General features: G+C 70.7%; 29 protein-coding genes. 16 read left to right on the top strand and 13 right to left on the bottom strand.

Annotated elements, in window-relative coordinates; all coding sequences use genetic code 11:
* Positions 1-23 precede the first annotated feature (23 nt).
* Positions 24-701 (bottom strand): membrane protein YczE, encoded by a 678-nt coding sequence (gene yczE / locus B7W94_RS16285; RefSeq protein ID WP_025103619.1) that lies wholly within the window; start codon positions 699-701, stop codon positions 24-26.
* 95 nt (positions 702-796) lie between these two features.
* Between yczE and yczR the strand changes: the two genes are divergently transcribed.
* Positions 797-2,200 (top strand): MocR-like transcription factor YczR, encoded by a 1,404-nt coding sequence (gene yczR / locus B7W94_RS16290; protein ID WP_085607673.1) that lies wholly within the window; start codon positions 797-799, stop codon positions 2,198-2,200.
* A 139-nt stretch (positions 2,201-2,339) separates the two neighbouring features.
* Here yczR and B7W94_RS16295 read toward each other — a convergent pair whose 3' ends face one another.
* Together B7W94_RS16295 and B7W94_RS16300 are read right to left on the bottom strand one after the other, a co-directional pair.
* Positions 2,340-2,843 carry a DUF3145 domain-containing protein gene (locus B7W94_RS16295; protein WP_025103621.1) on the bottom strand — a complete coding sequence of 168 codons (504 nt, stop codon included), beginning with the start codon at positions 2,841-2,843 and terminating at the stop codon, positions 2,340-2,342.
* Positions 2,844-3,025: 182 nt separating this feature from the next.
* Positions 3,026-3,799, bottom strand: coding sequence for a hypothetical protein (locus B7W94_RS16300; RefSeq protein ID WP_025103622.1), 774 nt, complete (start codon positions 3,797-3,799; stop codon positions 3,026-3,028).
* A gap of 176 nt (positions 3,800-3,975) precedes the next feature.
* Between B7W94_RS16300 and B7W94_RS16305 the strand changes: the two genes are divergently transcribed.
* Genes B7W94_RS16305 through B7W94_RS16315 form a run of 3 tightly spaced genes read left to right on the top strand, consistent with a single transcriptional unit; the run spans position 3,976 to position 7,570 of the window.
* A complete protein-coding gene (locus tag B7W94_RS16305; protein WP_085607675.1) occupies positions 3,976-5,979 on the top strand; it encodes a DUF262 domain-containing protein in 2,004 nt (667 codons plus the stop codon).
* Positions 5,976-7,232 carry an alpha/beta fold hydrolase gene (locus B7W94_RS16310; protein ID WP_216353904.1) on the top strand — a complete coding sequence of 419 codons (1,257 nt, stop codon included), beginning with the start codon at positions 5,976-5,978 and terminating at the stop codon, positions 7,230-7,232. Before B7W94_RS16305 ends, B7W94_RS16310 begins: the two co-directional genes overlap by 4 nt.
* Positions 7,233-7,285: 53 nt before the next feature.
* The gene (locus B7W94_RS16315; protein WP_126893090.1) at positions 7,286-7,570 is read left to right on the top strand and encodes a hypothetical protein; all 285 of its coding nucleotides are present in this window, start codon (positions 7,286-7,288) and stop codon (positions 7,568-7,570) included.
* A gap of 69 nt (positions 7,571-7,639) precedes the next feature.
* On the opposite strand, the gene B7W94_RS16320 is transcribed toward B7W94_RS16315, so the two are convergent.
* From B7W94_RS16320 to glgA, 3 genes are all read right to left on the bottom strand, one after another.
* Positions 7,640-7,897 carry a type B 50S ribosomal protein L31 gene (locus B7W94_RS16320; protein ID WP_025103626.1) on the bottom strand — a complete coding sequence of 86 codons (258 nt, stop codon included), beginning with the start codon at positions 7,895-7,897 and terminating at the stop codon, positions 7,640-7,642.
* Positions 7,898-8,040: 143 nt separating this feature from the next.
* Positions 8,041-8,826 (bottom strand): ABC transporter ATP-binding protein, encoded by a 786-nt coding sequence (locus B7W94_RS16325; protein ID WP_025103627.1) that lies wholly within the window; start codon positions 8,824-8,826, stop codon positions 8,041-8,043.
* Positions 8,827-8,843: 17 nt separating this feature from the next.
* Positions 8,844-10,028 (bottom strand): glycogen synthase, encoded by a 1,185-nt coding sequence (gene glgA, locus B7W94_RS16330; RefSeq protein ID WP_085607679.1) that lies wholly within the window; start codon positions 10,026-10,028, stop codon positions 8,844-8,846.
* Positions 10,029-10,097: 69 nt separating this feature from the next.
* Here glgA and B7W94_RS16335 point away from each other — a divergent pair, with 69 nt between their 5' ends.
* The 3 genes from B7W94_RS16335 to B7W94_RS16345 are packed head-to-tail and all read left to right on the top strand — an operon-like array spanning position 10,098 to position 12,763.
* Positions 10,098-11,339, top strand: coding sequence for a glucose-1-phosphate adenylyltransferase (locus tag B7W94_RS16335; RefSeq protein WP_025103629.1), 1,242 nt, complete (start codon positions 10,098-10,100; stop codon positions 11,337-11,339).
* A gap of 48 nt (positions 11,340-11,387) precedes the next feature.
* Entirely contained in the window at positions 11,388-12,023 is a 636-nt protein-coding gene (gene serB / locus B7W94_RS16340; RefSeq protein WP_085607682.1) for a phosphoserine phosphatase SerB, read from the top strand.
* Between the two features lie 38 nt (positions 12,024-12,061).
* The gene (locus B7W94_RS16345) at positions 12,062-12,763 is read left to right on the top strand and encodes an alpha/beta fold hydrolase (RefSeq protein WP_085607684.1); all 702 of its coding nucleotides are present in this window, start codon (positions 12,062-12,064) and stop codon (positions 12,761-12,763) included.
* 15 nt (positions 12,764-12,778) lie between these two features.
* Here the strand turns inward: B7W94_RS16345 and B7W94_RS16350 are convergent, their stop codons facing one another.
* Positions 12,779-13,489 carry a beta-ketoacyl-ACP reductase gene (locus tag B7W94_RS16350; RefSeq protein ID WP_085607686.1) on the bottom strand — a complete coding sequence of 237 codons (711 nt, stop codon included), beginning with the start codon at positions 13,487-13,489 and terminating at the stop codon, positions 12,779-12,781.
* Between the two features lie 140 nt (positions 13,490-13,629).
* On the opposite strand from B7W94_RS16350, the gene B7W94_RS18285 reads away from it, so the two are divergent.
* From B7W94_RS18285 to B7W94_RS16370, 4 genes are read left to right on the top strand one after another with little or no spacing between them, the layout of a single operon-like run.
* The gene (locus B7W94_RS18285) at positions 13,630-14,133 is read left to right on the top strand and encodes a DUF4190 domain-containing protein (protein WP_253247459.1); all 504 of its coding nucleotides are present in this window, start codon (positions 13,630-13,632) and stop codon (positions 14,131-14,133) included.
* Positions 14,134-14,185: 52 nt separating this feature from the next.
* Positions 14,186-14,530 (top strand): DUF3099 domain-containing protein, encoded by a 345-nt coding sequence (locus B7W94_RS16360; protein WP_025103634.1) that lies wholly within the window; start codon positions 14,186-14,188, stop codon positions 14,528-14,530.
* The gene (locus tag B7W94_RS16365; RefSeq protein WP_025103635.1) at positions 14,527-14,721 is read left to right on the top strand and encodes a hypothetical protein; all 195 of its coding nucleotides are present in this window, start codon (positions 14,527-14,529) and stop codon (positions 14,719-14,721) included. The genes B7W94_RS16360 and B7W94_RS16365 overlap by 4 nt, the downstream gene beginning before the upstream one ends.
* Positions 14,718-15,527 carry an SURF1 family cytochrome oxidase biogenesis protein gene (locus tag B7W94_RS16370; RefSeq protein ID WP_085607688.1) on the top strand — a complete coding sequence of 270 codons (810 nt, stop codon included), beginning with the start codon at positions 14,718-14,720 and terminating at the stop codon, positions 15,525-15,527. The genes B7W94_RS16365 and B7W94_RS16370 overlap by 4 nt, the downstream gene beginning before the upstream one ends.
* Positions 15,528-15,703: 176 nt before the next feature.
* Here B7W94_RS16370 and B7W94_RS16375 read toward each other — a convergent pair whose 3' ends face one another.
* Positions 15,704-16,300: a pyridoxine/pyridoxamine 5'-phosphate oxidase gene (locus tag B7W94_RS16375; RefSeq protein WP_085607690.1), complete on the bottom strand. Its 597-nt coding sequence runs from the start codon at positions 16,298-16,300 to the stop codon at positions 15,704-15,706.
* Between the two features lie 22 nt (positions 16,301-16,322).
* A complete protein-coding gene (locus B7W94_RS16380; RefSeq protein ID WP_025103638.1) occupies positions 16,323-17,921 on the bottom strand; it encodes an ABC-F family ATP-binding cassette domain-containing protein in 1,599 nt (532 codons plus the stop codon).
* 167 nt (positions 17,922-18,088) lie between these two features.
* Here B7W94_RS16380 and B7W94_RS16385 point away from each other — a divergent pair, with 167 nt between their 5' ends.
* The 4 genes from B7W94_RS16385 to B7W94_RS16400 all read left to right on the top strand — a co-directional run bounded on the left by B7W94_RS16385 (position 18,089) and on the right by B7W94_RS16400 (position 22,040).
* Positions 18,089-18,706, top strand: coding sequence for a DedA family protein (locus B7W94_RS16385; RefSeq protein WP_085607692.1), 618 nt, complete (start codon positions 18,089-18,091; stop codon positions 18,704-18,706).
* 5 nt (positions 18,707-18,711) lie between these two features.
* Positions 18,712-19,980, top strand: a complete 1,269-nt coding sequence (locus B7W94_RS16390) for a sensor histidine kinase (protein WP_085607694.1) — start codon at positions 18,712-18,714, stop codon at positions 19,978-19,980.
* Positions 19,977-20,648, top strand: coding sequence for a response regulator (locus B7W94_RS16395; RefSeq protein ID WP_085607696.1), 672 nt, complete (start codon positions 19,977-19,979; stop codon positions 20,646-20,648). Before B7W94_RS16390 ends, B7W94_RS16395 begins: the two co-directional genes overlap by 4 nt.
* A 96-nt stretch (positions 20,649-20,744) precedes the next feature.
* Positions 20,745-22,040, top strand: coding sequence for an acyltransferase family protein (locus tag B7W94_RS16400; protein ID WP_085607699.1), 1,296 nt, complete (start codon positions 20,745-20,747; stop codon positions 22,038-22,040).
* 3 nt (positions 22,041-22,043) lie between these two features.
* Here B7W94_RS16400 and B7W94_RS16405 read toward each other — a convergent pair whose 3' ends face one another.
* Positions 22,044-22,637, bottom strand: coding sequence for an energy-coupling factor transporter transmembrane component T (locus tag B7W94_RS16405; protein ID WP_085607962.1), 594 nt, complete (start codon positions 22,635-22,637; stop codon positions 22,044-22,046).
* Complete coding sequence (locus B7W94_RS16410; protein ID WP_025103644.1) at positions 22,634-23,347, bottom strand: energy-coupling factor ABC transporter ATP-binding protein; 714 nt, start codon at positions 23,345-23,347, stop codon at positions 22,634-22,636. Before B7W94_RS16410 ends, B7W94_RS16405 begins: the two co-directional genes overlap by 4 nt.
* A 50-nt stretch (positions 23,348-23,397) precedes the next feature.
* Here B7W94_RS16410 and B7W94_RS16415 point away from each other — a divergent pair, with 50 nt between their 5' ends.
* Positions 23,398-23,982, top strand: coding sequence for a TetR family transcriptional regulator (locus B7W94_RS16415; RefSeq protein ID WP_085607701.1), 585 nt, complete (start codon positions 23,398-23,400; stop codon positions 23,980-23,982).
* On the opposite strand, the gene B7W94_RS16420 is transcribed toward B7W94_RS16415, so the two are convergent.
* Positions 23,945-25,315, bottom strand: a complete 1,371-nt coding sequence (locus tag B7W94_RS16420; RefSeq protein WP_085607703.1) for an MFS transporter — start codon at positions 25,313-25,315, stop codon at positions 23,945-23,947. The two genes, B7W94_RS16415 and B7W94_RS16420, sit on opposite strands and share 38 nt — an antisense overlap.
* The gene (locus tag B7W94_RS16425) at positions 25,312-26,466 is read right to left on the bottom strand and encodes a MalY/PatB family protein (RefSeq protein ID WP_085607705.1); all 1,155 of its coding nucleotides are present in this window, start codon (positions 26,464-26,466) and stop codon (positions 25,312-25,314) included. The genes B7W94_RS16420 and B7W94_RS16425 overlap by 4 nt, the downstream gene beginning before the upstream one ends.
* Positions 26,467-26,547 lie beyond the last annotated feature (81 nt).

Below are 26,547 nucleotides of genomic sequence, written 5' to 3' on the forward strand. Positions count from 1 at the left end.
TCCGCTCTGCCCCTTCGACGGGCTCAAGGACCCAGGGGCGCGCTGGCCCCGACGGCGAGGCGCTGCGAACGCTCCCGGCGGCGGCGCTCGATCCGCGGGAGGAACCAGCCGATCAACGGGCCGACGCCGAAGGCGAACAGCACGGTGCCGACGCCCACCGGACCGCCGAGCAGGAAGCCGATCAGCAGCACGGACCCCTCGATGACCGTCCGCGCCAGCCAGACCGGCCATCGGGTCACCCGGACGAGCCCCGTCATGAGTCCGTCGCGCGGTCCGGGGCCGAAGTCCGCCGCGATATAGAGCCCGGTCGCGAACGCCAGCAGCACGAGTCCGAAGACGAACATGGGCGCCCCCACCCACACGGACGGCGGAGCCGGCAGCACGAGGAGCGTGAGGTCGGCGAACGGGCCGATGAGCAGCGCGTTGAGCAGGGTGCCGAGACCCACCCGTTGGCGGAGCGGGATCCACAGCAGCAGGACGACGATCGAGATCAGCACCGTGACGAGTCCGTACCCGAGTCCCGTCCAGCGCGCGACACCCAGCGAGAGCACGTCCCAGGGCGCGACGCCGATGCCGCCTCGCACCATGAAGCCGAGGGCGACGCCGTAGAGGAAGAGCCCGCCCACGAGCTGCACCAGCCGCTCGACCAGGTCTCGACGGCTGGTCGCGGTGAACGGCAGGAAGACGGCACGGAAGAGCATCTCTCCATCGTGGCCCGGACGAAGGCGGGACGAGGCCGACCACTGAGCGAAAAGTGGTCTGCACATGGAAGGCCACTTTGCGGCAGGCTGGAGGCATGGCCTCCCGTCTCGTCACTCAGCTCGGCACCCAGGACATCGACGATGCCTCGGCGTCGGGCCTGGCTGACCGCATCAGGGCCCTCATCCTCGATGGACGACTCACGGTCGGCGAGAGACTACCGAGCGAACGAGCCCTCGCCCTCGAGCTGAGGCGGTCACGCTCGACCATCACCCGCGCCTACGGCGTTCTCGAGGCCGGCGGCTACGTGTCCCGGCATCATGGCGGAAGCACCAGAGTGACCCTCCCGCACGGCCCGGCGGCCGCCGCCCCCGACGCGGACGACGCGGCGATCGACCTGTCGATCGCCTCGATGGACTCGACCCCCGGCCTGTACGACGCGACCGTGCGCTCCCTCCCCCGGCTGGCGGCCCTGCGCGGGACGAGCGGCTACTCGCTGCAGGGCCTTCCCGAGCTCCGAGAAGCCGTGGCCCGCCGATTCACCGAACGCGGCGCGGCGACCTCGGCCGACGAGATCATGATCACCTCGGGCGCCCTGAACGCCGTCAACCTCATCCTCACGGCGATCGGCCGCCGCGGCGAACGCGCCCTCGTGGAGCAGCCGACCTTCCCGCATGCGCTCGAGGCTCTGCACCGGCACGGCTACCGTCTGGTGCCGACGCCGGTCGACACCGATGGCTGGGACGCCCGCCACCTCACCGACACCCTGCGGACAGCGCGCCCGCACGTCGCGTACCTCATCCCGGACTTCCACAACCCCACCGGAGCGACGCTGCCGCAGGAGGAGCGGTCCCGGATCGCGACGACGGCCCGCAACACCGGCACGCACCTGATCGTCGACGAGACGACGGCGGAGCTGGACATCGACCGGGGATGGGCCCCGACGCCGATGGCAGCCGAGGGCCCGAGCGTGATCACGGTGGGATCGATGTCGAAGATCGCGTGGGGAGGCATGCGCATCGGCTGGATCCGCGCCGAGCGCTCGGTCATCGCCCGGCTGCTGGCCGTCCGCCCCTCGTTCGAGCTCGGCACGGCCCTCCTCGAGCAGTGCATCGCCGTGGAGCTGCTCGACGACGTCCCGGCACTGACCCGGCACGTCCGGCGACGCCTCACGGCCGGACGGGAGGCCGTGACCGCGGGAATCGCCGGGATCCCGGGGATGCGGATGCCGGAGACGCCCGGCGGCCTCTCCGCCTGGATCGATCTCGGCGCTCCCCTGTCGACGACCCTCTCCCTCGCTGCCCGCGAACGGGGACTCATCCTGCCGCCCGGACCGCGCTTCACGACCGGCGGCGTGCTGGAGCGGCGACTCCGGATCCCGATCACGCTCCCGCCCGAGCGTGCGACGGAGGCGATGACGCGCCTGGCGCAGGCCTGGGCGGACGTGCGCGGCGGTGGAGTGAACACCGTCGACGACCTCGCGCACGCGGCCGTGATCTGACCGGCGCAGACGAAGACCCCGCCCGGTCTCCCGGGGCGGGGTCTTCGTCGAGCGGAGCGCGGATTCGTCTTCTCAGCGTCCGGGATCACTCACCGGAATCCGATACTCACGCCTCCGCGCTCCCGGTATCGACGGTCGGTCAGCCGACCTTGTGGAGCCAGACGACGCGCGCGTCGTCGCTGGCGTGACGGAAGGGCTCCAGCTCCTCGTCCCAGGCGGAGCCCAGGGCGATGTCGAGCTCGCGCTGCAGCTCGACGGCGTTGCCCGCGGCGATCTCCATCGCGTAGCGGATGCGGTCCTCGCCGATGACGATGTTGCCGGCGGCATCGGTCTGGGCGTAGTGGATGCCGAGATCCGGCGTGTGCAGCCACCGACCGCCGTCACTGCGCGGCGTCGGGTCTTCGGTCACCTCGAATCGGAGGTGCTCCCAGCCCCGGATCGCGGTCGCGAGGGCAGCACCGGTACCGACGGGACCGTCCCAGTAGAACTCGGCGCGGCGCGCGCCGGTCAGCACGGGCTGCTCGGTCCAGTCGAAGTTCACCGCACGCCCGATAGCGCGACCCACCGCCCATTCCAGGTGCGGGCAGAGCGCGCGAGGCGCCGAGTGGATGAACACCACTCCGCGTGCGTAAGCCGTCGCCATGATCTCTCCGTTTCATCAGGTGCGTCTTCCCCTACGACCTGAACCACGAAGTGGCGAGAGTATGCGGTTGTGCGCCCATTCTCGCCGAGTTCCCGCGAAATCACAAGCGTGTGATTCGACGACGAAGGCCCCGGTCCGTGGACCGGGGCCTTCGGGCGCTTCGACGAGCTCAGCGACCCAGCTCAGGCCTCGCTCATGGCCTGCTTGACCTGCTGACCCTTCGCGGCGTAGTAGGCCGCGCGAGCGGCGTCCTTGCGGGCCTGCTCGGCGTAGCCGAACTCGAGCACGTCCTGCGGGACCTCGACGTTCGGGACGTCGTCGGTGCCGTGGTACTTCTCGATGTAGGCGTCGAGCTCGGGACCGGAGGTCCACGAGGTGATGAGGCAGTAGCGCGGGTCGGTGCCGTTGTGCGTGGCCGCGTGCCACAGGCGCTGGGTGTCGACGATGAGCTGCGCACCCGCCGGGAGGGCGATGCGGTACTCGATGCTGGGGTCCGTGCGGTTCTCACGCAGGACGAAGTAGCTGTCCTTGTCGTCCGTCAGGTTGAAGAACCCGCGGACGACCCAGCCGGTGCCGTCCGGGTTCAGGCGGTTGTTGTCATCCTGGTGGAGGTTGTAGAGGCAGTCGCCGTACGGGGTCGGCTGCAGCTCGATGACGCGGCAGCGACCGACGTTCGCACCGGGCTCCTGCGCACGACGGGTGAGGTTCGGGGCCTTGGCGGTCTGCTCGTCGATCCAGACGCCGTCCTTGTCGGTGCGCGGCGGCTTGTGGTTCCAGAAGCCGTTGCACTCGATGTCGCCGAAGGCGCTGGCGAGGGGCGCGAACCGGGTGTCACCCGAGGACTTCCAGTCGACGTACTCGATGTCGAGCCATTCCTTGGGGTCGGCCTCCTGGTCGTAGCTGTCGAGGACGACGAAGCCCTTCTCCTCCAGCGCTGCGGACTTGATGTATCCCATGATCGAGTCATGTTCCTTTCATCGGGGGCCAGCACGTTTTAACAGGCCCTGATAAGGCAAGGCTAACAGCGGGACCTGGCCCTCCCCCGGAGGGTCGCCGTGGATAAGCGAATAGACTGGGCGGGGCACCCGGCGCGTCCGTGGCGCCTGTCGCTACGGGAGGACGAGACACCAGCATGAGCACCGCGACCAACGTCGAGGCGACGGCAGTCAACACGATCGAATGGCTCGCGGCGGGACGCACGACCATCGTCGTCCCGGTCTACCAGCGGCAGTACCGCTGGGACATCGGCGGCTGCGAGCGGCTCCTCTCCGACGTCAGGGCGGTGGCGGCGGAAGACGACGCGCATCGCCATTTCATCGGTTCGATCCTCTCCGCCGAGGACGGCTCCGGTCCGGACGCCGACCTCATCCTCATCGACGGGCAGCAGCGCCTCACGACGCTCATGCTCCTCGTCGCCGCGCTGCATCACTCGGTGCGCGACCGCGATCCGGAGCTCGCCGCCGACCTCGCCCGCGTGCTGGTCCGCCCCGACGATCCCGAGCGCACGAAGCTCCGTCCGCACGACGCCTGGGCCGATCTCTACGAGTCGGTCGTGCTCGACCGCCGGGATGACGTCGACCGCGAATCGCGCTTCGACGACAACTACGCGTTCTTCCGCAGCCAGATCCATGCCGACGAGGTGCCGTTCATCTGGCAGGGGCTGCAGCGACTCGAGCACGTCTCGATCACGCTCGGCGCCCAGGCCAACGCGCAGCAGATCTTCGAGAGCCTGAACTCCACCGGCGAGCCGCTGCGGGATCACGAGCTGATCCACAACTACATCCTCATGGGGCTGAACCACGCCGAGCAGATGGATGTGGAAGCGCGGTTCTGGCTGCCGATCGAGCAGCACACGGGCGAGGCGATCGGCGCGTTCTGGCGCCACTACCTCGTGCTCGTGACGGGGCGTGAGGTGGCGGCGAACGGCGAGCACGGCGTGTACAGCGCCTTCCGCCAGTCGTTCCCGCGCGTCGACGTCGCCCACCTCCAGGCCGACGCCGAGACGTGGCGGCACTATGCGGAGATTTACGGCATCCTCCTCGATCCGACGAAGGAGCAGGACCCGGAGATCGCGCGGCAGCTGAAGTACGTGAACACGTTCGGACGCTCCTCCTCCCCGCTGGTCATGAGCGCCTACAGCGATCACGCGCGTGGCCTCATCGACCGGAGTCAGCTCCTCGAGACGCTCGAGTGGCTGCAGGCGATGTTCCTCCGTCGCGCGCTCGTGAACCTTCCCGCCGAACGCCTGATCGCCCGGCTCTGCCGTGCCCGCCGCGACGGACACGACGCCCTCGCCCGCGCCATCGCGCGCATCACCCCGTCGGACGAGCGGGTCAGCGCCGTGCTCAAATACAGCGAGCTGCCGTATCCGGCCTACGTGCTCGGCCGGCTCGAGGGCGTCGACGACGTGGACGGCTTCGACGTCGAGCACATCGTGCCCGCCGTGCCCGGCGACGCCTGGTCCGGCGACGGCGTGCGTCCCTGGAGCGAGTACTCCGAGGACGAGCAGAACAGCCACCGCGCCCTCGCACCCACCCTCGGCAACCTCAGGCTCCTGGAGCAGGGGCTGACGGAGCGGGTGTTCGGCGCTTCCTTCCCCGCCAAACGCGATGAGGCCTACGCCCGCAGCGCGGTACCGGCCACCCGCGCCCTCGCCGCGGAGGAATCCTGGGGTACGGCGGCCATCACCGCACGAACAGTGGCGCTGACGGCCGACCTCGTCCGCGTGTGGGCACGACCCGCGCTGCCCGAGATCGACGACGACGGCCTCACCCCGATCCTCGACGCCGTGCGCCGCCGCGGCTGGCCCGCGGGGTGGGAGCGCGAGTTCGACTACGTGGAGTACCGGGGCGAGCGGTGGGAGGTGTACGACGTCAAGCACCTGTTCAACCGCGTGTTCCGTCGCGCCTGGACCGACACGACCGAGGCCGCTCTAGCGTACTGCGCGACCCACGGCGGCCCGATCTACCGCGACAAGGCGTGGAAGGGGCAGTGGGACGACCTCGATGACACGCACTTCCTCTACATGGGCTGGGACTCGAACTACATGATGACGGCCGTCCAGGGCGTCCTCGACGAGTCCGGCATCGCCGCCGAGGTCTTCGTGAAGTACTCCTACATCGGGAATGTGATGTGACCATGACCACTGTCATCCGCCGCCGCCTGCTCGACCTCGCCGTCGAGGAGCACACGCTCACGGTCCCCCTCGTCTGGGACGACCCGGCAGACACCCGCACGATCGACGTGTTCGCCCGCGTCGTCGCACGCGAGGGCGGCGAGGCGCTCCCCTATCTGGTCTTCCTGCAGGGCGGGCCGGGCCACGAGGCGCCGCGCCCCTTCCACTCCTCCGCGGCACCGGCGTGGCTGGATCAGGCCCTCGCGCACTACCGGCTCGTGCTCCTGGACCAGCGCGGCACCGGCCTCTCCTCCCCCGTCGGCGACGGCGACCTCGCGCAGGGCGCCGAAGGCGTCGCCGAGTACCTGACGCACCTGCGTGCCGATGCTATCGTGCGCGACTGCGAGGCACTGCGGGAGCATCTGGGGGCATCGACCTGGAGCGTCCTCGGTCAGTCGTTCGGCGGCTTCACGACACTGGCCTACTTGTCCACCCACGCGGATTCCCTCGACGACGTCTTCATAACCGGCGGTCTCAGCACGGTCGAGCGCGATCCGGACGAGGTGTACGCGCTCTGCTACGACAAGATGCGCACGGCGTCCGAGCGGTACTACCGGCGCTTCCCGGAGCACCGCGACGTCATGCGACGCCTGATCGATCTCGCGGACGCCGGTGACCTCGTCCTCCCCGACGGCGAGGTCGTATCGCGTTCACGCCTCCGCTCGGTCGGCTCCGCTCTCGGCACCGACGACGGCTGGCAGACGGTCTGGTCGCTGCTGGAGCGGGATCCCGCATCCAACGCCTTCCGGCACGACCTCCAGCACGCGATGCCCTTCGGCGGCCGCAACCCGCTGTACTACGCCTTCCACGAGTCGAGCTATGCGAACGGACACACCACGCGCTGGTCCGCCGAGCGCGTCGAGCCGACCGATTTCCGCGACGATCCGACGCTCTTCACGGGCGAGCACGTCCACCGCGAGTGGGCCGACACCGTCCCGGCGCTGCAGCCCTGGCGGGAGGTGACGTCGATCCTGGCGGAGCACCCCTGGCCGCGGATCTACGACACCGCCGCCCTCGCCGCCTCCGGGGCGACGGGCGCGGCCGCCGTGTACGTGAACGACGTGTACGTGCCCCTGGAGTTCTCGCTGGAGACCGCCCGTCTCCTCCCCGGCGTGACGCCCTGGGTGACGAGCGAGCACGAGCACAACGGCCTGCGGACGGGGCCCGTGCTGGAGCGGCTGATCGACCTCGCCCACGGACGCCGCCTCCGCTGACCTCCGCCGCGCGACGGGTGCCACCGCCGCGCTCGGCGATCTATCCTGGGGCCATGGAGCATCTGCTCGGGTGGACCACGATCGTCCTCGTGCTCGGCACGGGACCGGTGCTGTTCTTCGTGGGCATCCGGCATTCCCTCTCCCGTCGTCCGGTCGAGGAGAAGTACGAGCAGGCCGGGTCCGGAGGGCTCGTCGGCGTCTTCGACGCGGTGTGGTCCCCCACCGCGCACGAGGCCGGCCAGGAGCGGGACCGGCAGACCCGGCGCACGGCCCCGGCGCCGACCCCCGGAGATCCGCCGGGCCGCATCGAGCGCGGACGCATCGTCATCGACGTCTGAGCGACTCGCCCACCCCGCGCATGACGAAGGCCCCGCACTCCGAGGAGTACGGGGCCTTCGTGGGCGGTCTTACTTGGAGGAGCCGCCGAAGCCCTTGAAGCGCTGGTTGAACTTCTCGACGCGGCCGGCCGAGTCCATGATGCGCTGCTTGCCCGTGTAGAAGGGGTGCGAGGCCGAGGAGATCTCGACGTCGATCACCGGGTACTCCACGCCGTCCAGCTCGATCGTCTTGTCGCTCGTGACGGTGGAGCGGGTGAGGAAGGTCTCGCCCGAACCCAGGTCGCGGAACACGACAGCCTTGTACTCGGGGTGAATGTCAGTCTTCATGGGATTCCTTTGTTGCTGCCCTGGATTGTGCCAGGGACGAGGGAAGTCTGTGGTGCCGAACGCACCAAGGATCGATTCTACCAGTACTTCGACAAGCTCAGTAACCCATCGGGACCGAGCTCAGCGACCCACGGGGACCGAGGTCAGGAGGCGGCGCGGGCGGAGTAGCGCCCGTCCTCGCTGCTGAGCGCGATCGGCATGCCGAAGGTCTCGCCGAGGGCGTCCGCGGTGAGCGTCTCCGCGATCGGGCCCGCGGCGACCACGGCGCCGTCGCGGATCAGCAGCACGTGCGTGAATCCGACGGGGATCTCCTCGACGTGGTGGGTGACCATGAGCATCGCGGGCGTCGTCGGCGCCGACGCATAGCCGCCGAGCAGAGCCAGCAGCTCCTCGCGCGACCCGAGGTCGAGCGAGGCCGTCGGCTCGTCGAGCAGCAGGAGCTCCGGGTCCGTCATGACCGCCCGGGCGATCTGCACGCGCTTCTGCTCGCCGTCGCTCAGCGTGCCGAAGGTGCGGTCGGCGAGGTGCGCGAGACGCCAGTCGCCCAGCACACGCAGCGCACGCCGCTCGTCGATGTCCTCGTAGCTCTCGTTCCAGCGCCCGAGCACGGAGTACGCCGCCGTGAGGACGGTGTTGAGCACCGTCTCGTCGCGCGGGATGCGCTTGGCCATGGCCGACGACGCGAACCCGATCCGCGGACGGATCTCGAAGACGTCCGCGCGTCCGAGCGTTTCGCCGAGGACGGTGACCGTGCCCGAGGTGGGGTGCATCAGCGTGTCGGCGAGCTGCAGCAGGGTCGTCTTCCCCGCACCGTTCGGCCCGAGGATCACCCATCGCTGATCGTCAGAGACCTGCCAGGTCACGTGATCGATGATGTTGCGCCCCTCTCGGCGCACGACGACGTCGGTGAACTCCAGAGCGATCGGCATACCGAAAGCCTATCGGCTCAGGCGGACAGCTCTGCGTAGAGCGCGCGGGTCTCGTCGGCGATCGCGCCCCAGCTGAACTGCGTGCGGGCCCGCTCCCGACCGGCCTCGCCGTACTCCCGCGCCCGCGCCGGATCCGTGGCGACCTCGGTGAGGACTGCCGCGAGATCGGCGACGAAGCGGTCGGGGTCGGTCGGTGTGCCCGTGCCGTCCTGCACCTGCTCGATGGGGACCAGCCGGCCCGTCACGCCGTCGTCGACGACCTCGGGGATGCCGCCGGTCGCGGTTCCCACAACGGCCGCTCCGCACGCCATGGCCTCGAGGTTCACGATCCCGAGCGGCTCGTAGACGGAGGGGCAGACGAAGGTGGTCGCCGCGGCCAGGATCGCCGACAGCTCGTCCCGCGGCAGCATCCGCTCGATCCACACCACGCCCTCTCGGGTCTGCTGCAGCAGCCGCACCCCCTCCTGGACCTCCGCCATGATCTCCGGCGTGTCCGGAGCACCGGCGCAGAGGATGAGCTGGACCTCGGGCGGCAGCAGCCGTGCCGCCTGCAGAAGGTAGGGCAGCCCCTTCTGCCGTGTGATGCGTCCGACGAAGACGACCGAGGGGCGGTCAGGATCCATGCCGATCGAGGAGAGGAAGGCCGGATCCTGCACCGGACGCCAGCGCTCCACATCGATCCCGTTGTGGATCACCCGGACCCGCGCGGGGTCGACCTGCGGATAGCTGCGGAGGATGTCCGCGCGCATGCCGGCGCTCACGGCGATCACCGCGGCGGCGTTCTCGTAGGCGAGCTTCTCGATGCCGCTCGACACGGCGTAGCCGCCCCCGAGCTGCTCGGCCTTCCACGGCCGCAGCGGCTCGAGGCTGTGCGCCGTGAGCACGTGCGGGATCCCATGGAGCTGGGAGGCGAGGTGTCCGGCGAAGTTGGCGTACCAGGTATGGCTGTGCACGACGTCGGCGCCCGCGATGGCCGACACGATCTCCAGGTCCGTTCCGAGCGTCTGCAGCGCCGGGTTGGCGGCGGAGAGACTCTCGGGAGCGCGGTAGGCGAAGGTGCCCTCCTCGTCGCGCGGCGCGCCGAACGCACGCACCGTCACATCGATGTCCCGACGCAGTGCGGAGACGAGTTCGGCGACGTGCACACCCGCGCCTCCGTAGATCTCCGGCGGATACTCCTTGGTGATCATCTCGACTCGCATGCCTAGACGCTATCGAGCGGGTTGTCCAGATGCTAGTTCCCCGCGCCGAACGGGATCTATGGTGGACCCATGTCCGCTCCAAAGAAGGTCTTCGGGATCATCCTCGCCGGCGGCGAGGGCAAGCGACTCATGCCGCTGACGGCCGACCGCGCAAAACCGGCCGTCCCGTTCGGCGGCCAGTACCGCCTGATCGACTTCGCCATCTCGAACCTCATCAACTCCGGGCTGAGACAGATCGTCGTCCTGACCCAGTACAAGTCGCACAGCCTCGACCGGCACATCTCGCAGACGTGGCGGATGTCGGCGCTGCTCGACTCGTACGTCGCCTCGGTCCCGGCCCAGCAGCGGCTCGGCAAGCGGTGGTTCTCCGGATCCGCCGACGCGATCCTGCAGAGCATGAACCTGATCAACGACGAGAAGCCCGACATCGTCGTCGTGATCGGCGCCGACCACGTCTATCGGATGGACTTCCGCCAGATGCTCGAGGCGCACATCGAGTCCGGCGCGAAGGCGACGGTCGCGGGCATCCGTCAGCCGCTCGCCCTGGCGTCCCAGTTCGGGGTCATCGACGCCGATCCGGAGTCCGGACGCATCCGGCAGTTCCTCGAGAAGCCCACCGACGCCACGGGTCTGTCGGACTCCCCGCACGAAGTGCTGGCCTCCATGGGCAACTACATCTTCGACACCGACGCCCTCATCGCGGCGGTCGAGGCCGACGGCGAGCTGCCGACGTCGAGTCATGACATGGGCGGCGACATCGTCCCGTACTTCGTCGACCGCGGCGAGGCCGGCTACTACGACATGAAGCAGAACGAGGTCCCGGGGTCTTCCCCGCGCGACCGCTCGTACTGGCGCGACGTGGGGACGATCGACTCGTTCTTTGACGCGCACCGGGACCTGATCTCGACGCTCCCGATCTTCAACCTCTACAACATGGAGTGGCCGATCCACTCGCAGGCGGTCAACTCCCCGCCGGCGAAGTTCGTCCGCGACTCCGTAGGGCGGATCGGCAACGCGATCGACTCGATCGTCTCGCTGGGGTCGGTGCTCTCCGGCACGCACCTCGAACGCAGCGTCGTGGGGCCGTGGACCCTGGCCGGCGGCGGCTCGACCATCACGGACTCCGTGGTGTTCGATCACGTCCACGTCGGTCAGGGCGCCCGCGTGCACCGCGCGATCCTCGACAAGAACGTCGTGCTCGCCGACGGCGCCACGGTCGGCGTCGACCGCGAACGCGATCTCGCCCGCGGGTTCACGGTCACGGAGTCGGGGATCACAGTCGTGGGCAAGGGCGTGTTCATCGAACGCTGACGCGTCATGCGGCGTGGGCTCCGGTCCCCCGGTCGCTAGGCTCGGGGGGTGACCACCGCGCGATTCCTCGTCGTCCTCGATGCCGATTCCACGCTCATCCGGAACGAGGTGATCGAGCTCCTCGCCGAGGAGGCCGGCCGTCGCACCGAGGTGCAGGCGGCCACGGAAGCCGCGATGCGCGGGGAGATCGACTTCGCGACCAGCCTCCGCTCCCGGGTGGCTGCCCTCGCGGGCGTTCCCGTCGAGGCGTTCGCCCGCGTTCGCGCCCGCGTCGAGCCGACTCCGGGCGTCCGCGACCTCACCGCCGCCGTGCACGCACGGGGCGGCGTCGTCGGCGTCGTCTCCGGCGGGTTCCACGAGATCCTCGACGAGGTCGCGCCGGGACTCGGTGTGGACCGGTGGCGCGCGAACCGCCTCGAGGTCGCCGACGGCGCACTCACGGGGCGGGTGGACGGTGACATCGTCGACGGCGCGGCCAAGGCCTTCTGGCTGCGCACCTGGGCCGAGGAGCTCGGCGTGGCGCCGCACGCGACCATCGCGATCGGCGACGGCGCCAACGACCTCCCGATGATGGCGGTCGCCGGCCTGGGGCTCGCTTTCAACGCCAAGCCCGCCGTCCGCGAGTCCGCGAGCCTGGTCATCGGCCCGGTCGACCTCGGAACGGTCATCCCGCTCCTCCCCTGACCCTGGCCGATGTCCGGGGCCGGGTCTACGGTCGGGTCATGGACATCATCCTCATTCCCGGCCTCTGGCTCGACGCCTCCAGCTGGGACGACGTCGTGCCAGCCCTCGAACGCGCCGGCCACCGCCCTCGTCCGCTGACCATGCCCGGGCTCGACGCGTCTGCGGAGACGGCGGCGGGTATCGGGATCGACGACTGGGTCGCCGCCGCGGCCGCCGCCGTCGATGCCGCGGAGGGCGACGTGCTGGTCGTCGGACACAGCGGCGGAGGCAACGTCGCCTGGGGCGTCGCCGACGCGCGACCGGACCGCGTGGCCCGGGTCGTCTTCGTCGACACCGTGCCGCCGCCCCCGGGCTCGGGCATCAGCGAGTTCCCGGTGCAGGACGGCGTCGTCCCGTTCCCGGGCTGGGGTTTCTTCCCCGAGGAGGACGTGCACGATCTGGACGACGAGACTCGTGCGAGGACGGCCCCGCTCACGCACAGCGTCCCCGCGCGGGTGCCGACGGACGAGCTCGCTCTGCACGACCACGACCCGGCACGGTATCGCATCCCGGTCACCCTGCTGATGGGAGGGCTGGACCAGGACGCCTTCGACGCGGTGATCAGCCAGTGGGGTCCGTACGCCGAGGAGTATCGGGCGATCGGCGACGCCGAGGTCGTCCGGATCGGCTCCGGACACTGGCCGCAGTTCTCGGCGCCCGAGCGTCTCGCGGAGCTCCTCGTGCGCGCGATCGATCGCTGACGGGGAGAGCCGGGGTCAGTGCCCCATGCCGAGACCACCGTCGACCGGGATGACGGCGCCCGAGATGTAACCGGCGTCGTCGCTCGCCAACCAGGTCACGACGCCCGCGACCTCATCCGGCGTCGCGAACCGCCCCGCGGGGATGCTCGCCTTGTACTGCTTCTGCGTCTCCTCGGGGAGCTCCGCCGTCATGTCGGTCTCGATGAAGCCGGGGGCCACCACATTGGCCGTGATGCCGCGTCCGCCGAGCTCACGCGTGAGCGAGCGGGCGAAACCGACCAGCGCGCTCTTGGAGGCGGCGTAGTTCGTCTGCCCGGCGGAGCCGTACAGGCCCACGACGCTGGAGATGAGGATGACCCGTCCGAACCGTGCCCGCAGCATCCCCTTCGACGCACGCTTGACGACGCGGAAGGTGCCGCCGAGGTTCGTGGCCACGACGCTGTCGAAGTCTTCCTCGCTCATGCGCATGAGCAGGGTGTCCTTGGTGATCCCGGCGTTGGCGACGACGATCTCCACCGGACCCAGCTGCTGCTCCACCTCGGTGAAGGCCGCGTCGAGAGCGGCGGCGTCCGTGACGTCGGCGCGCACCGTCAGGGTGCCCTCCGGACCCTCTCCGCTGCGGGCGGTCACCGCCACCCGGTAGCCCTCCCGCACGAAGCGCTCGGCGATGGCGCGGCCGATGCCGCGGTTGCCTCCGGTGACGAGGACGACGCGCTCCGCGCTCATGGGACACTCCTGGGTCTGGGGTCGAGGGCCGGGGTTCCGGGCCGTGATCGATCCTAGCGACGTTGCCGTGCCGCCTTCACGACGACGGTTTGACAGACCGGGAGCCTCCTGGGACTCTGAGGGCGACGAAAGGCACCAGCGTGAGCGATCCCCGTATCTCCGGTTCGTCCGGCGAGCAGCCCCCGGCCTTCCCCCCGGCTTCCGGTTCCGCCCCGGCGTACCCGGGGTTCCCGCCGGCACCGCCGGCGAACGCCGCCACGCAGCCGTCTTCGGCACCTCAGCAGTACTCGGCGCCTCAGCAATACGCGGCCCCTCAGCAGTACGCGGCCCCGCAGCCGTATGGGGCCCCGCCTGCGCGGCCGTCCAGCGGACTCGCGATCACCTCCCTCGTCTGCGGCATCGCCGGTGTCGTGCTGTTCTGGGCGATCGTGCCGATGCTCGCCTCGATCGCGGCCGTGATCACCGGTCACATGGCGCTCGGGCAGATCCGTCGCACTCCCGGTCTCGGCGGCCGCGGCATGGCGATCGCCGGGCTCATCCTCGGCTACGTCATGATCGGCGTGCTGGTCTTCACCATCGTCTCGACGATCATCGGCCTCGTCGTATTCGGCGCCTTCACCCTGCCGTTCGTCTTCGCGAGCTGACGCCTCGCCCGGGCATGCCGATGTCGCCACGGCGGCGTAGGCTGGAACCATCGTGAAGAACGCACGTCGAGTCCCGGCCGTCACCTCACTGCCGCAGTCCCCGCGGGATGAGGGAGACCATCGTGTGCGCCGGTATGCCCTGACGATGACGATCCGCATCGTCTGCTTCGGGCTGATGTTCTTCGTGCAGCCGTTCGGCTGGTGGACCTGGGTGTTCGCGCTGGCCGCCGCCGTGCTCCCGTACATCGCCGTCGTCTTCGCGAACGCCGGCAGCGACAGCACGGAGACCGCCGCCGAGTCGCCGATGCGCGAGATCGACGCGCCGCCCGCACCGTCGCTCGCTCCGGAGACCGCCCCCGACGTCATCACCATCCGCGAAGGCCGCACCGACCGATGAGCGCGCTCATCTGCTCGCGCGCCGGCTGCCGGAGCGCGGCCACGAGGCAGGTCGTCTGGCGCAACCCGCGTATCCACTCCGCCGATCGCGAGAAGATCTGGCTGGCGTGCGAGGAGCACGTCGGCTTCCTCCACGACTACCTCGCCGCGCGGGACTTCCCGGTGACGGTGCGAGACGGGGTGCCTTCATGAGCAACCGCCTGACCCGCTGGGGCGTGTACGTCCTCATCGCCATCGGCTTCGCGATCGCCTGCGTCTTCCTCTCCAACTGGCAGTTCGAGAGGAACGAATCCCGCGCTGAGCAGATCGCGCTGGTGGAGCAGAACTACGATGCCCCGGCCGTCCCCCTCGCCGACGTGGTCGCCGACGACGAGCTCGACCCCGCAGACGAATGGCGCCCCGTCACGCTGCAGGGCGAGTACCTCGCCGACGAGCAGCTCCTGGTCCGCAACCGTCCCCACGGCGGAACGAGCGCGTTCGAGGTGCTGGTCCCCTTCCGCGATGCCGACGGTCGTGTGCTCATCGTCGACCGCGGCTGGGTGGCCCCGGGCGAGGGCGAGCTCCCGGACGCTGTCCCCTCTCCGCCGTCCGACGAGGTCACGGTGACCGTCCGCCTGCGCCCCGGCGAGCCGCTTCCCGGGTCCGGACGCGGGGCTCCGGAGGGCCAGGTGCCCACGATCCACCTCCCGTCCATCGCCGACCTCGTCGGCGACGAGGTGATCACCGGTACGTACGGACGCCTGGTCGAGGAGCAGCCTGCCGCCGAGACGGCGCTGGGTGGCTTCGAGTCCCCCACCGACGACCCGGGTCCGCACCTGTCCTATGCGATCCAGTGGATCCTGTTCGCCATCATGGGCTTCATCTTCATCGGGTACATCATCCGCACGGAGATCGTGAAGCACCGCGAAGAGGTCGAGGGGAAGCCGGCACCGGTGAAGGCACCGAAACGCCGCGACCGCGACGCGGACGCCGAGGACGAACTGCTCGACGCCCGGTGACCGGGCCGGGGAGCGTCACGCGAACGCGAGAACACGCCGGACATTGCGCTGCCCGGCACCCTTTCGATCCCGGACGGCCCGCCCTGCCGACGCAGGATGGGAAACGGGCCTTTTGGACCCTCGGCACGCACCATTTCGATCCCCGCCTGCGGGGCGCCTCCGGTCGTTCTCGATGTCTAGCGCTCGCGAACAGAGCCCGTGACGGCATGCCGCCATCCGCGGCCGTCGACACGACGGTAGACGATCCGGGTGTGGTTCCGGTCGGACGCCCCCTGCCAGAACTCGACCCGCGTCGGAACCACCCGCCACAGCACCCAGTCCCTCGGTCGGAGACCCGCGCGGGCGCTCTCGGAGCGGGCCGCGAGGTCGGCATCGCTCTCGGCCGCCGATGCCTCGTGCACGGTTCCCCGTACGCGCACGGCACGCCGCTGCGGCTGCCACCAGAGGTTCAGCGCCGCAGCCGGGCGCGCACCGAGCTGCGCGGCCTTCCGGGAGGATCGGGCCCCGGCGAATGCCCAGCCGCGCGCGTCCACGTCCTTGAGGATCAGGGTGCGCGCGTCCGGGATGCCTTCCGCGTCCACCGTCGCCAGCGTCGCCGCGTGCGGTTCGGGGACGCCGGCTGCGACCGCCGCGCGGAGCCACTCCCGGAAGAGCAGCACCGGATCATCGGGAAGGTCGTCGAGGTGCAGCGGCGGCGCCGTCCCGGTGAGGGTGGGCTGCGCACGCAACCACGCCGCGAGTTCCGAGGGAGGAAGGATCGGGTGCGCCGCCATCCTCCGACTATGCCACGTCCCGCTACGCGAGCTCGATGAGGTCCTGGTACTCCTGGCTCCAGATGTCCTCGACGCCGTCGGGCAGGATGAGGACACGCTCGGGGTTCAGCGACTGCACCGCGCCGGGGTCGTGCGACACGAGCACCACCGCGCCCTCGTAGTGGGCCAGTGCCCCGAGGATCTCCTCGCGGGAGGCCGGATCGAGGTTGTTCGTGGGCTCATCGAGCAGGAGGAGGTTCGCGGACGACACGACGAGCGTCGCCAGCGACAGCCGGGTCTTCTCGCCACCGGACAGCACGCCCGCCGGCTTGAGGACGTCGTCGCCGGTGAACAGGAAGGAGCCGAGGACCTTGCGGGCCTCCGTCTCCGTGATGTGCGGAGCGGCCGACACCATGTTCTCGAGGACCGAGCGGCTGACGTCGAGGTTCTCGTGCTCCTGCGCGTAGTACCCGACCTTGAGACCGTGACCGGGCTCGAGCTGCCCGGTGTCCGGCTTGTCGACACCTGCCAGCATGCGCAGCAGCGTCGTCTTCCCCGCACCGTTGAGACCGAGCACGACGACCTTGGAACCGCGGTCGATCGCGAGGTCGACGTCGGTGAAGATCTCCAGTGAGCCGTACGACTTCGACAGCCCGGAGGCCATGAGCGGGGTCTTGCCGCAGGGGGCGGGCTTCGGGAACCGCAGCTTCGCGACGCGGTCCTCCTGACGCACGTCCTCCAGCCCGGAGAGGAGCTTCTCGGCGCGCGCGAGCATCTGGTGCGCTGCTGCCGCCTTCGACGCCTTCGCTCCGAACCGCGCCGCCTGCTGCTGCAGGGTCGTCGCCTTCTTCTCGGCGTTGGCCCGCTCCTTCTTGCGACGCTCCTCGTCCGCAGCGCGCTGCCGCAGATAGTTCTTCCAGTTCATGTTGTAGATGTCGATGACCTGGCGGTTGGCGTCGAGGTAGAACACCCGGTTGACCGTCTCGCCCACGAGCTCGACATCGTGGCTGATGACGATCAGCCCGCCCTTGTAGTTCTTGAGGAACTCGCGCAGCCACACCACGCTGTCCGCGTCGAGGTGGTTGGTCGGCTCATCGAGGATCATCGTCTGCGCGTCGGAGAAGAGGATGCGCGCGAGCTCGATGCGACGACGCTGGCCGCCGGAGAGGGTCGACAGCGGCTGGTCGAGGATGCGGTCCGGCAGCGAGAGGTTGTGCGCGATCGACGCGGCCTCGGCCTCGGCCGCGTAGCCGCCCTGCGCCTCGAACTTCTCAGTGAGCGCGGCGTAGCGCTTCATCGCCTTGGCAGCGACCGCGGGGTCGTCGGACCCCATCGCGAGCGAGGCCTCCGTCATGCCGAGGTTGAGCTGGCCGAGTCCGCGGGCGTCGAGGATCCGGGTACGGGCGAGGTCTTCCGGATTGCCCGAACGGGGGTCCTGCGGCAGGTAGCCGAGTTCGCCGGAACGGGTGACGGTCCCGCCGGAGGGCAGGACGTCGCCCGCGAGCACCTTGGTGAGCGTGGTCTTGCCCGCTCCGTTGCGTCCGACGAGGCCGATCTTGTCGCCGTCGGACACACGGAACGAGACGTTCTCCATCAGCAGGCGCGCGCCAACGCGGATCTCGAGGTCGTGCACGGCAAGCACAGCGGACGTCCGTTCGTTCGGGAGGAGGGTGATGGCCGAGCGGCCAGCCAACCAGTATATGCCGCCGCGCCTGTGGCGACGCCCGGCACGGATATCCCTCTCCAGGGTGACCGAGGCGATACCCCGGAGTGATGCCCCTCTCCCCACCCGCTGCTTACGGTGCCGGAGTGGACATCCTCAACGACCTCATCCTGCAGGCGATCGCCTCCCCCTGGCTGTACGCCGTGCTGTTCGCGGTGACCGTGATCGACGGGTTCTTCCCGCCGGTCCCGAGCGAGACGGTCCTCGTCGCCGCGGCGGCGGTGGCCGCGTCCACCGGTGACGGCGACATCCTGCTGCTGGGCGCCGTCGCCGCCCTGGGGGCCGCGATCGGCGACAACATCGCGTTCCTCATCGGGCGCCGACTGGGCACGACGAGGTTCGCCTGGATGCGGCGCCCCCGCGTCGCCGCCGCCTTCGCCTTCGCGCAGCGCGCCCTCGACCGCCGCAGTGCCACGCTGATCCTCGGCGCCCGCTACATCCCGATCGGACGCGTCGCGGTGAACATGTCCGCCGGAGCGCTCGGGTTCCCCTGGCGGCGGTTCCTCCCGCTGAGCCTCATCGCCGGTGTGAGCTGGAGCGTGTTCAGTCTCGCGATCGGGCTGCTCGCCGGCGCCTGGCTGCACGACCAGCCCGTGCTCAGCGCCGCGATCGGCATCGTCGTCGCGTTGCTCGTCGGTGTGATCATCGACCGGATCGCGGCGCTCCGCCGACGCCGTACGCCGGTCGCGCACCTGGCAGGATGAGACGCATGGCACGCCGCCGAGAGCGCACCCCGCGCCCGCCACGGATGAGCCGTCGCACCGGCGCCCTCGTGGCGCTGACTGCGGCGGTCGTCGTGCTGTACGCGCTCCTCGTCTCCCTGCAGACGGTGCTCTCCGGCACGCCGCTGCCCCTGTCCTTCCTGCTCGGCGCCGCCGTGTGCGGCGCTCCCCTCCTCGTCCCCTCCCGGCCGCGGACGGCGATCGTCGTCTTCGCCGCCGGCGCCTTCCTGCTGCCGCTCCTCGTCGAGCCGGCGCGCGCGATCCACTCCCCCTGGCCCTGGTCGGTACCGGCGCTCCTGGCCTTCGTCCTCCTCGTGGGCGTGATGTCCTTCGTGCAGGGAGCCCGCCTCGGAGGCCTCACCCTCGTGATCGGCGCACTGACCTCGCTGACGGCGCCGCTGCTGCGCCCGGACATGGTCGCGGCGCCGGCGAGCTCCGGCAGCGCCACCGCCAATCTCATCGTGACGACCTCGGTCGCTGCCGCGATGCTGCTCATCGCCGTCCTCGTCGCCGGTCGCGTGCGTGTCGCGGCGGAGCTCACGAGGGAGAAGGAGCACAGCGCGCTGGAGGAATCCCGGCGCGCTCTCGTGGAGGAGCGCACCCGGATCGCCAGGGAGCTGCACGACGTCGTGGCGCACAGCATGTCGGTGATCCAGGTGCAGGCGTCGACCGCGCGCTACCGGATCGCGGACCTCGACGCCGAGGCCGCCGCCGAGTTCGACGACATCGCCGCCACCGCGCGCACGTCGCTCACCGAGATGCGGCGCATGCTGGGAGTGCTCCGCACCGAGGACCAGCACGCCGAGCTCGCACCGCAGCAGGGATTGGACGACGTCCCGGCCCTCGTCGACACGATGCGCCGGGCAGGGGTGGATGTCGGCCTCGTGCTGGAGGGGATGGAAGCGGCCTCCGCGGCGGGACCCGGCGTGCAGATCGCCGCCTTCCGCATCGTGCAGGAGGCGCTGAGCAACGCCGTCCGCCACGCGCCTGGTGCCCGCGTCACCGTCCGCCTCCATGCCGACGCCGATGCCCTGCACATCCGTGTGCACAACGCCGCACCGCCGCAGGCGACCGAGAGCCCCTCCGGCGGCTACGGCCTCCGGGGAATGCGCGAGCGCGCCGAACTGCTCGGCGGAAGGCTCGCCGCCGGGCCCTCCGACGACGGCGGCTGGACCGTCGAGGCCGCCCTGCCGCTGTCTGCAACGGCCGTACCGCCCACCCCGACCGCCTCGGCGGAAGACAAGGAGAACCCGTGACGATCAGCGTGCTCATCGCCGACGACCAGGCGATGGTCCGCGCCGGTTTCGCCGCCCTGCTGGACGCGCACGAGGGGATCCGCGTGGTGGGCCAGGCGGCCGACGGCGCGGAGGCCGTGACGCTCGCCGCGCGGCTCGATCCCGACGTCATCCTCATGGACGTCCGCATGCCGGAGCTCGACGGCATCGAGGCCACCCGCCGCATCCTCGGTCCGTCGTACCCTGCCGCGCACGTGCCGCGGATCCTCATGCTCACCACCTTCGACATCGACGACTACGTCTACGACGCCCTCGCCGCCGGGGCCAGTGGCTTCCTCCTCAAAGACGCTCTGCCGGAGGAGCTCGTCCATGCGGTCCGCGTGGTGGCCGGCGGCGATGCGCTCCTCGCCCCCAGCGTGACCCGGCGCATGATCGAGCAGTTCGCCGGACGGCGGCCTGCCTCGCGGCGGTCGGCGACCGCCCTGGCCGAGCTCACCGACCGCGAGCGGGAGGTCCTCGTCCTCATAGGCAAGGGCCGGTCAAACACCGAGATCGCGGGCGACCTGTTCATCGCCGAGCAGACCGTGAAGACCCACGTCGGCAAGGTGCTCGCGAAGCTCGGTCTCCGCGACCGTGTGCACGCCGTCATCCTCGCGTACGACACCGGTCTGGTCGAGCCCTCCGCCTGAGTCACCCCTGCGTAGGGGTCAGGACGGCACCACGGAGTGATGTCCCGTCCACCACCGCCTCCATAGCCTCCGAGGACACCGTTCCCAGGAGGACTCATGGTCATCGCCGCGGCTCCACGCCTCAGCACCCCCGCCCCCGCTTCATCCGGCCACGCGGGTCACCGCGACACCGGCATCGACGTCGTGCGCGCCCTCTGCGTGCTCGGTGTCGTCCTGCTGCACGCCGTCATGGTCGGGGTCACGGTGTCCGAGACCGGACCGGTGTTCGAGAATGCGAGCGACGGCACGAGCTGGATCGCCCCGCTGAGCTGGCTGCTGCAGGTGATGCCGCTCTTCTTCGTGATCGGCGGATTCTCCGGGCTCCTCGCGTACCGCCGCCTGCGCGCCCGCGGCGGGAGCGCGACCGCCTTCGTGGCCGGTCGGGTGCACCGGCTCCTGCGTCCGGCCCTGTTCACGGTCGGCGCGGTCGGGGTCGCGCTCGCGGTGCTCACCGTCCTCGGTGTCGCGCCGGATCTCATCGCCGTCGCCGGCTTCCGATACGGACAGCCGCTGTGGTTCCTCGGGGTCTTCCTGCTGTGTCAGGCGCTGCTCCCCGCGCTCGTCGCCCTGCACGAGCGCGCGCCCCTGCGCACGATCGCCGTCCTCGCCACCGCGGCCGTGACGGTCGATGTTCTGCGGGCCGTGACCGGGACGGACGCCGTGGGCTTCCTCAACCTCGCTTTCGTGTGGTTGACGATGCAGCAGCTCGGATTCCTCCTCGCCGACGGCCGCGTGGACGCCCTTCGTCGCCGGACCCGCGTCACGATCGGCATCGGCGCCCTCGGGGTGCTCGTCGTCCTGTTCCTCATCGGCGCGTACTCCCCCGACCTCATCGCCAACATCAACCCGCCCACGTGCGCCCTGCTGCTGGTCGGGCTGATCCACACGATCCTGTTCTCCCTGTACCGGGCGCACATCGGGCGCCTCAGTCGTCGCCGTCCGGTGGCCGCGTTCACCGCCTTCGTCACCCGGCGGACGATGACGATCTACCTCTGGCACATGCCGGTGCTGCTGGCGATGGCCGGGGCGACGGCCCTGGTCACCCTCCTCGGCGGATTCACTCTGCCCACGCTCGACAGCGCGGAGTGGTGGGCCGCCCGCCCGCTGTGGCTCCTGACCGCTGTCGTCCTCACCGCGATGGTCGCGGTCCGTGTCGACCGGTTCGAGAATCACCCCTCGCCGCAGGCCACGTCCTCGCGGCGCCGCCTGGCCGTGGGAACCGTCCTCGGCCTCACCGGAGTGGTGCTGCTGCTCGTCCTCGGCACGACCGTCTCCACCGCCGCCCTCGCGGTGCTGCTCCTGGTCGCGGCGCTGCGGCTGGCGGGACGCTCCGAAAGCCCCGTCCTGGTGTGACCGTCAGCCGACCCCGCGGGCCGCGAGGGCATCGCCGACCTGATCCGCGTGGCGCAGCGTCAGCACGAGCAGCGGCACCACGCCGCGCACGCCCAGGCGGACTCCTCGTGCGCGCTCCGCGTCCCGCACCCGCTGCGCGAGTCCGGCCACGACGGGAACCATGGTCAGCGTGAGCGACACCGCCATCGACACCGCCTCCGGATCGACCCCGACGCGCCGCAGCGGACACAGGAGGCGCTGCAGCACGGCCAGGAGATCGGACATGCGCGTGGTCAGGGTGAGGAGGGCGGCGAGCAGCAGCAGCACGGCGACCCGCCCGGTGCTCACCCAGGCGGCGACGGGAGACACGAAGACGGCGAGGGCGATCGCGAGCACGAGCAGGACCGCACGCAGCCGCCACAGCTCCGTCACCGCGGCGGAGAGCGGCACCCCCGCGATCGGGTAGAGCGCGAGCACGGTCGCGAGGCAGACCGCGATGCTGAGCGGCCCCTGCGGGAACAGCGTCAACGGGAGCGCCGCGATGGCGAGACCCGCCAGCTTCGGACCGGCCGGCACCCCATGCAGCAATCCCGCACCGACCGGGGACGGCACGATCATGCGCACAACCGACGGTAGCGTGCGATGACCGCCTCGGGCTCTCCCTGATCGACGACGCGCCCGCCGTCGAACAGGACGGCGGTGTCGCAGCGGGCCGCGAGCTCGAGATCGTGGGTCACGATCAGCACCTGCGCCTCCTGCGACAGAAGGAGGTCTCCGATGCGCCGCGCGTTGCGCAGGTCGAGGAGCGTCGTCGGCTCGTCCGCCACGATCAGCGCCGGCTCGGCGAGGAGCACCGCGGCGAGGGCCAGCATCTGCTTCTGTCCTCCCGAGAGCGACGACGCCGGGATGTCGGCGTGGGCACCGAGACCGTGGCGCTCCAGGGTCTCCTGAACGCGGGCGGCGATCTCGTCACGGGGCCGCCCTCGGAGCGACAGCGCGAGATCCTCGGCCGGAGTCGGCATCAGGATCTGGGCATCCGGATCGGTGAAGACGAAGCCCACCCGGCGGCGCACGGCGGTCCGCTCCCGGAGCGCGTCGAGGCCGTGGACGGTGACCGTTCCCGTGGTCGGCGTCATGAGGCCGTTCAGCAGCCGGGCGAACGTCGACTTCCCCGAGCCGTTCGCTCCGATCACGGCGATGCGCGGTGCGGTGAGCTCCAGCGTCACGTCGTCGAGGAGCACGCGGTCGTCGACGGTCACGCCCACGCCGTCGAGACGCAGCGTCCCCGGCTCCGCGATCGTCGTCGCGTCCCGCTCCCGCCAGCGCATGCATCCTCCTGAACACCGTTCACCTGAACGCCGTTCACTATAGTGGGGGCATGAGTGCCGAGACGAATCCCGCCCGTCACGATCGGGAGAGCGTCGCACGGACCGCCCTCGCCCTTCTCGACGAGGTGGGGCTGGCCGATCTCTCCATGCGCCGCATCGCGGCCCGGCTCGACGTGCAGCCGAGCGCCCTCTACTGGCACGTCGCGAACAAGCAGGAGCTCCTCGCCGACCTCGCCGATCGGATCACGGCGACCGTCCCAGACGGAGCGGAGGGCGTCCTCGCGACCGCCCGCGCGCTCCGCGACGCCCTCTTCGCCTACCGGGACGGCGCCGAGCTCGTCCTCAGCACGTACGCGCTCCAGCTCGGCTCCGCGCATGCCCGCGACGCCCTGGTCGCCGCCCTCCACGCCGAGGGCGCCACTCACGCCGAGGATCGCGGGGCGGCGATCCTGCACTTCGTGCTCGGCCATGCCACCCTCGTCCAGCAGCGGATGCACGCCGACAGCCATGGCGCACTCCCGGCCTCCGGCGAGGTCGACGTCACCGCGGGCCTGGACCGGGTGTTCGACCTCGGCGTCCTCGCCCTGGCCGGCGAGCTCAGCGCACGGATGACTCCGCGGCGTGCCCGAGCCTGAGCCCGGGGATCACCGCGAGCAGCACCAGCCCGACACCGAGGACGAACACGACGGCGAACGCGTCCGCGCCGCCGCCGAGGGTGGCGACGGCGAGCCCCGCCAGCGCGATGGCCACCGCCGAACCCGTGGCATCCGAGATCGACAGCGCCGAGGAGTTGAATCCCTGGTTCGTCTCGTCCGAGTAGGCCAGCGTCAGCACGGTGAGCCGCGGATACAGCAGCCCCATGCCGCCCCCGGCGAACGCCCACCCGACGATCACGAAGACCGGGGAGGCATCGAACGCCGCTGCGGCCAGGACGCAGAGCATCGCCACGAGCAGTGCGCCGAGGCTGAGCGCCGTGATGCGGTGATTGCCCAGCCGCTCACCGTAGCGGCCCTGCGCAGCCGACGCCCCGGCCCAGGCGAAGGCCGCGAGCATCAAGGCGACTCCGGCCCAGGTCGCGGAGAAGTCGAACTTCCGCATCAGCAGGTACGGGATGTAGGCCTCGGCGGCGAAGAACGCCCCGGCCGCCACCCCACGCATGAGCACGACGCTGGGAAGCCCGGCACCGGCTCGGAGGGTCCGTCGTGGCAGGAGCGGGAGCACGACGACGCCGATCGCGAGCACGGCCCCCAGTGCCACCGGCCACCCGATCGCCGGATCGAGCTCGGCGGACAGTCCGATCACCACCGCGAGCACCGCCACGACGACGGCCAGCAGCAGCCGGGTGAGCAGCGCCCGGCGGTCCTGCGGCTCCCCGCGGCCGAGATCGACACCCCGCAGACGGATCGCGATCATCGAGAACGCGATCGCGGTCAGGACCGCCACGCCGAGGAAAGCCCAGCGCCAATCGAGGTACTCCGCCACCGCTCCCGCGAGGAAGGGCCCGATCATCGACGGGACCACCCAGGCGGCGGCGAACGCCGCGAACACCCGGCCGTGCAGGTGCGGCGGATACAGCCGCGCGACCACGACGTACAGGGCCACTGTCTGCCCACCCGCGCCCAGCCCCTGCACCAGTCGTCCGATCAGGAACTGGGGCATCGTCGTCGCGAACCCGGAGATCAGCAGCCCCAGGATGAAGAGGGCGACGGCGGCGTACAGCGCGCCGCGCGGACCACGCGTGTCCGACCAGGACCCCGCCGCGACCATCCCGATCACGCTGGTCGCGAGCGTGCCGGCGAAGGCGACCGCATACAGCGACTCCCCGTCCAAGGCGTCGCTGACGATCGGCATGACCGTGGTCACCGCCAGGGCCTCGATCGCGGCGAGGAAGATCAGGGCGACGGCACCCAGGGTCACCCAGAACCGGCTGCGGTCCCAGATCGTGGCGGTGGGATCCGCCGCCGTCATCGCTCGACGAGCGCGGCGATGCGCTCGATCGCCTCGGTGAGGACCTCCGGGCTCGTGCCGAAGTTGAGTCGCACGTGCCCGGCCCCTTCTTCGCCGAAGGCCGGGCCGAAGTGCAACGCCACCTTCGCCTCGCGGAGGATCTTCCGGGCGGGGTTGTCTCCCCAGCCGAGGGCGGAGAGGTCGATCCACGCGAGGTATCCCGCGTCCGGAAGGCGATAGCGGGCGGCGGGGAGGTGACGGGCGAGCAGGTCCTCCAGCAGGACACGGTTCTCGTCGAGCGTGCGCAGGAGGCCGTCGAGCCACGCGTCGCTCTCCTCCGAGAACGCGGCGACGGCGGCGAGCAGACCGAACTGCCCCGTCCGCCACTCCACCTCGACCGGCAGGTCGCGCACGACCGCGGACGTCTCCTCCGCGGCGGTGACCATGAGCGCGCACTTCAGGCCCGCGAGGTTGAACGCCTTGCTCGCGCTGACGACCGCATAGCCGATGCGGGCCGCCGCGTCGCTCACGGCGAGGAACGGCGTGAATCCCGCGCCCGGCTGGGCGAGCGGCGCATGGATCTCGTCGGAGACGATCGTCGCGCCGTACTCCTCGGCCAGTTCGGCCAGCGCGGACAGCGTCTCCCGATCGTGCACGGTGCCGGTCGGGTTGTGCGGGTTGCAGAGGAGCATGGCCGTCGCGCCGTCCTCGAAGGCGGCGCGGATCCCGTCGAGGTCGAGCTCCCAGCCGGTCCCCGTGTCGCGCAGCGGGACGCGCTGCACCTCGGCACCGGCCTCGGCGACGAGGTCGTAGAAGGGCGGGTAGACCGGGGGCGTGACGACGACGCGCTCCCCCGGCTGCGTGACGCGACGGAGGATCTCGACGATGCCCATGCTCACGTCCGCCGTGCTGCGCATCCGCGCCGGGTCGGGGCGCCAGCCGAAGCGACGCTCCGCGAAACCCGCATACGCCTCCGCCAGCGGTGTCCGCGAGGCGATGTACCCGGTGTCCCCGAGATCCAGCGCCCGCTGCAGTGCGGCGGTGATCGCCGGGGCGAGCGGGAAGTCCATCTCCGCGACGAAGAGGGGCAGCACGTCCTCGGGATACTCCCGCCACTTCTCGCTGGTGCGCTCGCGCAGCTCCGACAGCGGCAGGGCCTTCACCGACAGCATTCGTCCTCCGATTCTCCCCGCGTCGATGCGGAGACGTCGAAGCGGGCGTGCCCGGCACGCCCGCTTCGTCTGGTGGTCAGG

Source organism: Microbacterium sp. LEMMJ01, assembly GCF_002114135.1.
Taxonomy (GTDB): domain Bacteria; phylum Actinomycetota; class Actinomycetes; order Actinomycetales; family Microbacteriaceae; genus Microbacterium.